Origin of the sequence: Sphingomonas sp. 28-62-11, from assembly GCF_002278865.1 — a bacterium.
Classification (GTDB): Bacteria; Pseudomonadota; Alphaproteobacteria; order Sphingomonadales; family Sphingomonadaceae; genus Sphingomonas.
Genome location: NZ_NCGB01000057.1, coordinates 1 through 9,889 on the forward strand (window position 1 = coordinate 1; position 9,889 = coordinate 9,889).

General features: G+C 63.2%; 11 protein-coding genes and 1 tRNA gene. 2 read left to right on the top strand and 10 right to left on the bottom strand.

Features of this window, described 5'->3' with window-relative positions; all coding sequences use genetic code 11:
• From B7Y49_RS14155 to B7Y49_RS14165, 3 genes are all read right to left on the bottom strand, one after another.
• A partial coding sequence (locus B7Y49_RS14155) for a PHP domain-containing protein (protein WP_374128252.1) occupies positions 1 to 1,726 on the bottom strand: 1,726 nt, incomplete at its 3' end.
• A 7-nt stretch (positions 1,727 to 1,733) separates the two neighbouring features.
• Entirely contained in the window at positions 1,734 to 3,290 is a 1,557-nt protein-coding gene (locus tag B7Y49_RS14160; RefSeq protein WP_374128253.1) for a DNA polymerase Y family protein, read from the bottom strand.
• Positions 3,175 to 3,960, bottom strand: a complete 786-nt coding sequence (locus tag B7Y49_RS14165) for an ImuA family protein (RefSeq protein ID WP_374128254.1) — start codon at positions 3,958 to 3,960, stop codon at positions 3,175 to 3,177. Before B7Y49_RS14165 ends, B7Y49_RS14160 begins: the two co-directional genes overlap by 116 nt.
• 119 nt (positions 3,961 to 4,079) lie before the next feature.
• Between B7Y49_RS14165 and B7Y49_RS14170 the strand changes: the two genes are divergently transcribed.
• Positions 4,080 to 4,688 carry an SOS response-associated peptidase family protein gene (locus B7Y49_RS14170; protein ID WP_374128255.1) on the top strand — a complete coding sequence of 203 codons (609 nt, stop codon included), beginning with the start codon at positions 4,080 to 4,082 and terminating at the stop codon, positions 4,686 to 4,688.
• Positions 4,689 to 4,736: 48 nt separating this feature from the next.
• Here B7Y49_RS14170 and B7Y49_RS14175 read toward each other — a convergent pair.
• Both B7Y49_RS14175 and B7Y49_RS14180 read right to left on the bottom strand, forming a co-directional pair.
• Positions 4,737 to 4,811, bottom strand: a tRNA-Gln gene (locus B7Y49_RS14175).
• Between the two features lie 79 nt (positions 4,812 to 4,890).
• Positions 4,891 to 5,988, bottom strand: a complete 1,098-nt coding sequence (locus B7Y49_RS14180; RefSeq protein ID WP_374128261.1) for a branched-chain amino acid aminotransferase — start codon at positions 5,986 to 5,988, stop codon at positions 4,891 to 4,893.
• An 84-nt stretch (positions 5,989 to 6,072) separates the two neighbouring features.
• On the opposite strand from B7Y49_RS14180, the gene B7Y49_RS14185 reads away from it, so the two are divergent.
• Entirely contained in the window at positions 6,073 to 6,576 is a 504-nt protein-coding gene (locus B7Y49_RS14185; RefSeq protein WP_374128256.1) for a helix-turn-helix domain-containing protein, read from the top strand.
• Here the strand turns inward: B7Y49_RS14185 and proC are convergent.
• The 5 genes from proC to B7Y49_RS14210 form a co-directional block, all read right to left on the bottom strand.
• The gene (gene proC, locus B7Y49_RS14190; RefSeq protein ID WP_374128257.1) at positions 6,573 to 7,370 is read right to left on the bottom strand and encodes a pyrroline-5-carboxylate reductase; all 798 of its coding nucleotides are present in this window, start codon (positions 7,368 to 7,370) and stop codon (positions 6,573 to 6,575) included. The two genes, B7Y49_RS14185 and proC, sit on opposite strands and share 4 nt — an antisense overlap.
• A complete protein-coding gene (locus B7Y49_RS14195) occupies positions 7,367 to 7,822 on the bottom strand; it encodes a YbjN domain-containing protein (RefSeq protein WP_374128262.1) in 456 nt (151 codons plus the stop codon). Before B7Y49_RS14195 ends, proC begins: the two co-directional genes overlap by 4 nt.
• A 181-nt stretch (positions 7,823 to 8,003) precedes the next feature.
• Positions 8,004 to 8,294: an accessory factor UbiK family protein gene (locus B7Y49_RS14200; RefSeq protein WP_374128258.1), complete on the bottom strand. Its 291-nt coding sequence runs from the start codon at positions 8,292 to 8,294 to the stop codon at positions 8,004 to 8,006.
• A gap of 20 nt (positions 8,295 to 8,314) precedes the next feature.
• On the bottom strand, positions 8,315 to 8,869 hold the full coding sequence (locus B7Y49_RS14205) for a TspO/MBR family protein (protein WP_374128259.1): 555 nt from the start codon (positions 8,867 to 8,869) through the stop codon (positions 8,315 to 8,317).
• Positions 8,870 to 8,991: 122 nt separating this feature from the next.
• On the bottom strand, positions 8,992 to 9,756 hold the full coding sequence (locus B7Y49_RS14210) for a TlyA family RNA methyltransferase (RefSeq protein ID WP_374128260.1): 765 nt from the start codon (positions 9,754 to 9,756) through the stop codon (positions 8,992 to 8,994).
• Positions 9,757 to 9,889 lie beyond the last annotated feature (133 nt).

Sequence of the window (9,889 nt, forward strand, 5' to 3'; positions counted from 1 at the left end):
GCCCCTCGGCGCGCAGCAGCTCGAAGCTTTTCTGGATGCAGGTGAGCATGCCGAGCGCGAGCACATCGACCTTCATCAGCCCGAGCGCGTCGATATCGTACTTGTCCCATTCGATGAAGGTGCGGTCCGCCATTGCGGCATTATGGATTGGTACCATTTCGTCGAGCCGCCCCTGGGTGAGCACGAACCCGCCGACATGCTGCGACAAATGCCGGGGAAAATGCAGCAACTGATCGACCAAAGTCTTCAGTCGCAGCATCGCCGGGTCCTCAAGGCTGAACCCGGTTTCGGCGAAGCGCTTTTCCTCCATCTGGCTGGCATAGCTGCCCCACACGGTGCTGCTGATCCGCGTCGTCACATCCTCGGTAAAGCCGAGCACCTTGCCGACCTCGCGCACCGCGCTGCGTGGGCGGTAATGAATGACGGTCGCAGCGATCCCGGCGCGGTCGCGGCCATAGCGCGCATAGATATGCTGCATCACCTCCTCGCGTCGCTCATGCTCGAAATCGACATCGATATCGGGCGGCTCATCCCGCTCGGACGATACGAAACGCGAGAAGAGCAGGTCGTATTTCATTGGATCAACCGAGGTGATGCCGAGCAGGAAACACACCACCGAATTGGCAGCCGACCCCCGCCCCTGACACAAGATCGGCGGATCGACCGAGCGGGCGAACTTGACCATCTCGTAGACGGTCAGGAAGTAATAGGCGTAGTTGCGCTCACGGATCAGCTCGAACTCTTCATAGAGCAACCGGCAGAGCTTGCCCGGCAACGCGCCGGGATAGCGCGCCTGCGCCGCCATCAGCACGATATGCTGAAGCCAGTCCTGCGCGCTCCAGCCATCGGGAACGGGCTCATGCGGATACTCGTAGCGAAGCTGATCGAGCGAAAAGTCGATCCGGCCGAGCAGCCGGGTCGACTCGGCAATGGCGTCGGGATAATCACGGAACAACCAAGCCATCTCGTCGGGTGATTTCAGATGGCGTTCGGCATTGGCTTCCAGCCGCCTGCCCGCCGTGGCGATCGTCGTTTTGGCCAGGATACAGCTCAGCACGTCATGCAAAGGGCGCGCTGCCGGGTTGGCATAGAGCGCGTCGTTGGTGGCGATCATCGGCACGCCGAGTTTGGTGGCCAATGCGGCACGCCTGGCGAGCATCCGCCGGTCGCGCCCGGCATAGGGCATCCGCGCGCCAAGCCAAACGCGCCCCGATGCTGCCTTCACCAGCCAGCGCAGCCGATCTACATTCCCGCTGGCGCGGTGCAGGCCGGGGGCGTGCATCACGGACTCGGCGCTGACTGGTACATTCTCTTCAGCGACGAAGCTCGTTTCCGGCAGCACGATCAGCAGCAGATCATCAAGATGCGCTAGCAAATCGGCAAGGCCGAGCAGGCACCCGCCCTTCACCGCCCGCCTGTTGCCCAATGTCAGCAACCGGCATAGCCGCCCCCAGCCGTGGCGGGTCGCGGGGTAGGCGACGATATCGGGCGTGCCATCGGCAAACACTAGCCGTGTGCCGACGACAAGCTTGAAATCGAGGCCAGTCGCCTTCTCTATCGCCTCGCGCAGCGCGACATGCGCGCGGACGACCCCGGCGACGGTGTTGCGATCGGCAATGCCAATACCGGTCTGACCAAGCGCAATCGCTTCGCCAACCATCTCTTCGGGGTGCGATGCGCCGCGCAAGAAGGAATAGTTGGTGGCAGCAATCAGTTCGGCAAACATGGCATGCTCAAGCGAACAGGCCATGCATGTACCAGTCGGGATTGATCTTCTCCGTCCCGTAGAGCCCGTGCCGGAAAATCCAGAAGCGCCGGCCACGCGCATCCTCCACGCGGTAATAATCCCGGGTCAGGCCTGTCCCCAATCCTGAAGGCCCACCGGCACGTTTCCACCATTCGGCGGCAAGCCGTTCGGGCCCTTCGAACCGCGTCACCTCGTGCAGTGTGCGCCGCCAGCGGAAGCGGTGCGGCGGGCCATCGGGCACTTCGGCGATCACCTCGATGATCTGCGGCGGATCGAACAGGTGAATGGGTCGCAGCGGCGGCTCTCCGGCTTCAGGCTCGCACCATAGGCTCGGTTCCGGGGCATCGACCGCTGGCAATGCGAGCACCGCCTGTTCGGGGATATGTGTGTCGCGCGCGCGCAGCCGCCGGAAATGCCCGCGACCGACCCGCGTACTCAGCCGGTCGATCAAGGCGGTCAGCTCGCCCGCCGCCACGGCCCCGCCTTCCAGTTGCAACTGGGTGGGTGCGAGCGGCTCGAGCACAGGAACGGCCAAGCGGATCAGATCGAACCCGAATCCAGGGTCGATCGGATCATTCAGCGAATCGAGCCGTTCGGCAAACAGCCGCATTACCGCCTTGGGATCGCGCAAGGGGAGACTGGCCTCAACGCCGAGTTCGCGCACGGCGCCGTCGCTGCGATAGAGCCGCGCGGCAAAGCGCCGCCCGCCCTTGTGCCGCTCCAGCATCGCCTCACCTGCTTCGCCTGCCAGTTCACCGAGCACCGCCAGCGCATAATCGGTTTGCGCGATGGGTTCGGCAAAGCGACGTTCGAACAGCAAGGCGGGTTCGGCACGGCGCGGGGTGATCCGGCTGTCCGATTTACCGAGCAGCCGCGCCAGCATATCGCTCGTCTCCGCACCAAAACGCGCAGAAATCGGGGCGCTTGGCCTGCCCGCCAGATCCGCAATCGTCTTCAGTCCCGCCCGCCGCAACGCCAGTTCGGTATCATCATCGGCACGCAGCGCCGCAATCGGCAGGCGAAGCACTGCCGCTTTCTCATCAGTAGCGGGCACCGACTGGAACCGCGCCAGTGCCTGTGCGGCTTCGGGTGTGGAGGCGAGCGCGTGGCGCAATTGCATGCCCGCGCGCGCGGCCCAATGCTCGATATCGTCGACGAGCCCCGCCTCGCCGCCAGCATGCGGGCAACCGGTGATATCCATCGTCAGTCCGGCATCGTCGAGTGCGACCATCGGCGTGAACCGGTCACACGCATCGGCCAGCCGATCGAGCAGTTGCTGATCGGCGACAGGATCATGATCGACAGCCAGCAGATCGGGCACGCGCGCGCGCGCATCGGCAAGCGCCAGCCCGAGATGGGCGCGCGTGCCCTCATCCGTCGCCACGATCCGCATCGCGCCGCGCTGCTTTTGCGTAAAGACCACCCCGTCAGCCGGTGCGGCGTTCCCCGCCCGTCGCCAGCGATCCGCTGACAGATAAGGGAACCACAGCGCCAGGAAGCGCCGCTTGCCCGAAAACGCCTTGGTCACGATTCCACTCCACATGCCATGAACGGCCAGCAGCACCGCCGCGCTGGCGCAAAAGATTAAGGTCAAGCGTCGGATACCCCGGTGCGCTCGCCTCCAGCGGCGCCGCTGCCGCCGATGCGACCGACCAGCGCGTCTGTGCAGCACTCGGGCCGGGTTGGGCATCGGCGCGCAGCATCAGCGCGGTGACGCCACTGGCCTGCGCCGCAACCGCCAGCCGCCTGCTTGCCGTAAGATCAAGCACGCGCGGATTCTTCCACAATTCGATCACCGCGACATCGATATCGGGGCAGCGCACCACTTCTGCCGCCACGCGCAGCAGCCCCAGTGCATCGTCAATCACCCCAAGAATCACCCGGCCAGGATCGATGCCCAGTTCGGCCAGTCCCGGTGCGTGCAGGCACCCGCCCCGCGCCTCCGCCGCCTGTTCGCGCAGCCACAGGATCGTCCCGCCCGGTCGCGTCAGCTGTGCACCCAGCATCGCGGCAAAGCCCGCCGCGCTGCCAGTGTCATCAAGCGAGGCGGCAAAAATCTCATGCAGACGCGCGCGCATCAGCCCGCCGCCCAGAGCCGCATCGATGCCGGCATGGCCAAGCGGCACCATTTCCACCCCGGAATCGGCACGCGCGCGCTCGCCCACCGCAATATGGGCGCGTAACATTTTGATCGTATCAGGCGAATCGCGCATTATTGTTCCTGTTATGTTCTAATTCGGCTGATGCGCTGGTCGAGTCAAGCAGCATGCGCAAGGCCATGCTTGGAATAGTGCCCTGCGCGGACGCCCTTTCGAAAGACGCGGGGGCGACTATGATCGCGCGGATGTGCAACCATTATCGCAACGACCCCGCTGCCCGGGCGAGACTGCCGACATGGCGCGAATATATCGGCTGGGACGCCGCTGATTTCGCCCAGGCGCCAACCGATGTGTGGCCAAAGCGCGAAGCATGGGTGGCCCGCATCGCCGATGGGCAGCGCATCATCGACCAGATGATGTGGGGGGTGCCGCTTACCGTCGCCGGCAAGCGTCCAGCAACGACGGTGACGAAGCACGTCACCAACGTTCGCAACCTGACCAGTCCATTCTGGAAATCGATGCTCGCCACGCCTGCGCAGCGCTGTCTGGTGCCCTTCACCGCCTTTGCCGAACCAAAGATCGGCGCTGGCCGGGAAGAACATTGGTTCACGATTCCCGATCAGCCCGTTGCTGCGTTCGCCGGTATCTGGCGACCCTCGACAGCGGGCAATGTCTTTGCTTTCCTGACCTGCGAGCCGAACCCCCTCGTCGCTCCGCTGCACCCAAAGGCGATGCCGGTTATCCTGCAGCCGGATGATTACGACACGTGGCTGTCAACCGATCTAGCCGGGGCAAGCGCCCTCGCCGCTCCCTTTCCGTCGCAGTTGATGCGCGTCGCCTAGCGCGAACTGCGGCGGACTGCAGCCGCTTGGCCAAGTTTTCGGATAGTCTGGCTGGGGCGGCAGGATTCGAACCTACGAATGGCGGCATCAAAAGCCGCTGCCTTACCGCTTGGCGACGCCCCAGCAGAGCGGGAGGCTTTAGGGGGTGATTTAGCTGGTGGAAAGGGGCAAGCGCCGCATACGACCCACCACATCACAAATTTCAATCAATCCGGTGCACCCAGCCATAGGGATCAGCCGCCAGCCCGCGCTGGATGGCGACCAGCGACTGGCCGATGCTCTGGGTGATCTGGCCAGGGCCACCGCTGCCGATCGTGAACTGGAAGTCGCCCAAGGTCATCTGGCCGATCGGCGTTACAACTGCCGCGGTGCCACAGGCAAATGCCTCTACCAGGCGCCCGCTTGTCGCATCGGTCCGGCAATCATCGATAGCATAGGGCTTTTCGTCCACCACCAGCCCGCGATCACGCGCCAGCCGGATGATCGAATCGCGCGTGATTCCAGCCAGAATCGTGCCCCCCAAAGGCGGCGTGCGCAGCGATCCATCATCGAACACGAAAAAGATGTTCATGCCGCCGAGTTCCTCGATCCAGCGGCGTTCGACCGCATCAAGGAACAGCACCTGATCATGCCCGCGCCGTGTGGCCTCAGCTTGTGCCATCAGGCTAGCGGCGTAATTGCCGCCACATTTCGCGGCGCCCGTGCCGCCGGGAGCAGCGCGGGTATAATCCTGCGACACCCATAACGACACTGCCGGTGCATCGCCTTTAAAATACGCGCCGACCGATGATGCGATCACCGCATAGATATATTCGGTCGACGGCTTCACGCCCAAAAACACCTCAGTCGCAATCATGAAGGGACGCAGATAAAGCGACCCGCCATCGATTGTTGGAATCCAGTCGCGTTCGCTGACGACGAGGCGGCGCACTGATTCCAGGAACAGCGCCTCGGGCAGCGGAACCATCGCCATGCGCTCGGCCGATGCACGGAAGCGGCGGGCATTGGCATCGGGGCGGAACAGGGCGGTGCCGCCATCGGGCAAGCGATAGGCTTTCAGCCCTTCGAAGATTTCCTGCGCATAATGGAACACGCCCGCCGCTGGATCGAGCTGAAACGGTGCGCGCGGACAAATCTGCGCATCATGCCAGCCATTGGCGTCGCTATACCGGATCGTCGCCATGTTATCGGTGAACACCCGCCCAAAACCGGGATTGGCCAGCAATGCCGAACGGTCGGCAATGGGGATTGGCGCGCCATTGGGATGGATGGTGAATGCGATGTCGCTCTCGCCGTTCATGGTCGTCGCATCGAGCATCATGGTCACCGCATAAGATTTTTTGAGGGCTTGACCCCTCTATGGAAGGCGGCAAAGTCGGTCAACATGGCTGCCCCAACCTCCCTGGCTTCACCACCCTCGGCATCGCCGCTGTTCTTGCGGGAATCGGAAGTCCGACGGGGCATTGAACTGCTCTATTTCGGGTATAGCAATCTGACGCGCAGTGCCGATCAGGGTCTGGCCGCCCAAGGGCTGGGTCGCGCACATCACCGCGTGCTGTATTTCGTCGCACGCCAGCCCGACCTGACGGTCAGCCAACTTCTCGAGTTGCTGGCCATCACCAAGCAATCGCTTGGCCGGGTGCTGAACGAGCTGACCGAGCGCGGTCTGGTAGAAATGCGGCCGGGCGAACGCGATCGTCGGCAGCGATTGTTACGGCTGACGGCTGCCGGGCAAGAACTTGAAGCAGCGTTGTTCGACACGATCCGTACGCGGTTGTCGGCAGCTTATGCCAGCGCGGGACAGAATGCAGTGGGGGGATTCTGGGCGGTACTCGAAGGATTGATCCCCGCCGACGACAAAGCGCGGATCGCTGCGCTGCGCGACTAGCGTGCCGCTGCCGCCATTTCGGCGTTGCGGCGGGTCGCAGCCGCCAAAGTTTGGCTGAGGAGAGCAACGAGCGCGGCATCCCGATCGAGCACGTTCAGCCCCTCACGGGTTGACCCGCCGGGACTGGCCACGCGATCCGCGAGAACGGCAGGGCGCGCATCGGCACCGGCAGCGAGCAACGCCGCACCTTCCACGGTCGCGAGCGCGAGCCGCGCCGATTGATCTTCTGGCAGACCCAGCGCGGTACCGGCCGCCGCCAGCGCATCGATAAATCGGTACACAAAACCTGGCCCGCTCCCAGCAAGCGCCGTCACCGCATCGAACAGATCCGCATCGACCCATTCGACCAGCCCCAGCGGCGCCATCAGCGCACTGACGCCGTCGCGGACGTCGGCGGATGCTCCGGCGCTGTGCAAGGCAACCACGCCCTTGCCAATCCCCACCGGCAGGTTCGGCATCGCCCGCACGATCGCCCCGGCGCTGAACCGGCGCGCAATTGCTGCCTCTTCCACGCCAGCCAGAATCGATACGATCATCGGCACCCCGGCGATCCGCGATGCCCAGCGATCAGCGACGCCATCGATCTGTTGGGGCTTCATCGCCAGCATGACAGCATCGGGCAACGGCCCGTCTGGCAGCGTCCGCGCTTGCCAGACGCCAGACGGCAATTCCCTATCTGTTCGATTGACGACAGCTACGTCTTTAGCCGCGATTGTACCGCTCGCGATCCATTGGCGCAGCATCGCCCCACCCATATTGCCGCAGCCGATCAGCCAGAGCCGCCCAGGGATCACGCCTCGCCCTGGGTCTCGGTCAGCGCGGCGGCAAGCGCGTCCTTCGGGCTTTTCCCGCCCCACATCACGAACTGGAACACGGGGTAAAAGCGTTCGCACTCGTCTATCGCCGATTCGATCAGCAATTCAGCCGCGGCAAGCGACAGCGTGCCGCCATCGGTCGAATCAACCATTGCCGCATGCCGGTACAACAGGATGCCGCTCGACGACCACAGCTCGAAATGGCCAACCCAGAGCTGTTCGTTGACGAGACCGATGGCCTCGTAAATCGCCACACGACGTTCGTCCGTTACGCGAATGTCAGGGAAGGCAAGGAACTGGAGGACACTGTCCTCCTCACGCCATAGTGCGCGAAGCTCATATTCGGTCCAGCTGCCCTTTACCTGTGCGACGACTTCGTCATCCTGGCGCTCATGCGTCCAGCCATGCGCGGCAAAATAGCTTTCAAGCATGTCGATCGGCGCGGCGTCGTCGCGCTCGTCATCGGCTTCGTGCAGCTTCACCAACTCAATTCCAGCCCAATATCATTCGGTAGCCCTGGCGTGCCAATACGGCAGTCAAGGGGCAAGACCAGCCAGTCGCCGGACCCCAAAAAACTGTGGACAAGGCCGCCGAGCGAACCGTCGCAACCAATCAGGCAGTACCGGTCGACTTCTTGACCTTGGGCGGCGTGCTCGGCGCGGTGGTGGCTGCTTCCAGCTTCTCAATCCGCGCACGCAGAGCATCGGCTTCGTCGCGGGCCGCAGCGGCCATCGCCTTTACCGCGTCAAACTCCTCACGTGACACGAATTCCAGCCCGCCAATCCATTCCTTGGCCCGCGCCCGCGCGCTCTGTTCGGCCTCGCGACCGACGCCAGCGAGCGTGCCGGCGGCACCGTTGATGAACTTGGCAAAATCATCGAACAGACGGTTTTCGGATTGCATGGTCAAAATTCCCGATTGCTTCAGCTGATGATTTGGGTGCTCGATGACGATGGCACAAGGGTTTCTGCCCCCGGGTTCAGCTCACCGATCATATAGGTCAGATACCCGGCGAATAAAATCCACCCGAGATACGGCACCATCAGCACCGCGGCACCCACCCGGACCCGCCCGAAAGCGATGGTTGTCACCAAAGTCAGCGTGAACATCACCGCAAGCGTGACCAGCGACCAGAAAATCTGGTGCGCCCCGAAAAACAGCGGTGTCCAGATCAGATTGGCGACCATTTGCGCCGCAAAGAGCGCGATCGCCGGGCCACGCATTGTTGATCCGCGCGCATGGATCACCATCGCCAGTGCCAGGCCGATCAGCACGTAAATCACAATCCAGGCCACGGGAAACGCCCAGTCCGGCGGCGTCTCGACTGGCTTCACCAGCGCGGCATACCAGCGATTGGCCGATCCGGTCGGCACACTGCGCGCCGATGTGAAGCCCAGCAACAAGATGAACGGTACCGTCACGACGGCCCATCGAAGGAACGCCAGTCGAAGCTGTTGCTTCGATGCAATCTCTCTCACGAAAACCCTTTCACGAACGCACGGTTCACGATCCCCGGCCAGATACACTGATCCGGCACGCCTAGTGACATTTCGTGCCGCCTTTTCGGGGAATCGGCAAGCACACAAAATGCCTTAATGGCCTAAAATGACATTCCGCCGACGGCGCTGACCTCAAGCAAGTGCGCGGCAAGCAGAAATTCGACATTCCCTTCGGGGCCCGTGATCGGGCTTTGGACGATCCCGTTCACCGCCCAACCCTGCTCTTCAAACCACGCTGTGGCCTCGGCACAAACGCGCGCGTGGACTGCAGGGTCGCGCACGACACCCCCCTTCCCCACTTCTTCGCGTCCCGCCTCGAACTGTGGCTTGACCAGCACAAGGGCGCGCGCACCTGGGCGTGCAAAACCGATCGGCACTGCCAACACCTTGGCAAGCGCGATGAAACTGGCATCGCAGACGATCAGATCAACGGGCTCAGGGATATGCGCTGCCGTCAGGATCCGCGCGCTGGTTTGCTCATGGACGATCACGCGCTCGTCCTGGCGCAATTTCCACGCTAGCTGATTGGTGCCGCTGTCGACTGCATAGACGCGTGCTGCGCCTCGGGTGAGCAACACATCGGTGAACCCGCCAGTCGACGAGCCGACATCGATCGCAACGGCGCCTGTCACATCCCAGCCGAAATGATCCAGTCCATGCGCCAGTTTCACCCCACCGCGAGACACCCAGGGATGGTCGCGTCCCTTCACCTCAATCTCGGCATCGTCAGCAATAGTCTGGCCGGGCTTGTCGATCTTGCGCGTGCCGACATAAACCAACCCGGCCATCACCAGCGCCTGCGCCCGCGTCCGGCTTTCCGCCAGGCCGCGATCGACGATCAGTTGATCGATACGAATCTTTACCATCGCGGCGAGCTTATGCCCGCGCTTCTCCAATGCCTTCCTCATTCCACCTGAGGGCCTTGAGGACGCTGTCGATGATGGCGTCGGCGTCAAGGCCGGCCTGGGCGTACTGGATTTCGGGCTTGTCGTGGTCCTG

Coding starts and splice junctions, on each gene's coding strand:
- B7Y49_RS14160 (WP_374128253.1), bottom strand. CDS start 3,290: ATGTGGAGTGGAATCGTGACCAAGGCGTTTTCGGGCAAGCGGCGCTTC.
- B7Y49_RS14165 (WP_374128254.1), bottom strand. CDS start 3,960: ATGCGCGATTCGCCTGATACGATCAAAATGTTACGCGCCCATATTGCG.
- B7Y49_RS14170 (WP_374128255.1), top strand. CDS start 4,080: ATGATCGCGCGGATGTGCAACCATTATCGCAACGACCCCGCTGCCCGG.
- B7Y49_RS14180 (WP_374128261.1), bottom strand. CDS start 5,988: ATGAACGGCGAGAGCGACATCGCATTCACCATCCATCCCAATGGCGCG.
- B7Y49_RS14185 (WP_374128256.1), top strand. CDS start 6,073: ATGGCTGCCCCAACCTCCCTGGCTTCACCACCCTCGGCATCGCCGCTG.
- B7Y49_RS14195 (WP_374128262.1), bottom strand. CDS start 7,822: ATGCTTGAAAGCTATTTTGCCGCGCATGGCTGGACGCATGAGCGCCAG.
- B7Y49_RS14200 (WP_374128258.1), bottom strand. CDS start 8,294: ATGCAATCCGAAAACCGTCTGTTCGATGATTTTGCCAAGTTCATCAAC.
- B7Y49_RS14210 (WP_374128260.1), bottom strand. CDS start 9,756: ATGGTAAAGATTCGTATCGATCAACTGATCGTCGATCGCGGCCTGGCG.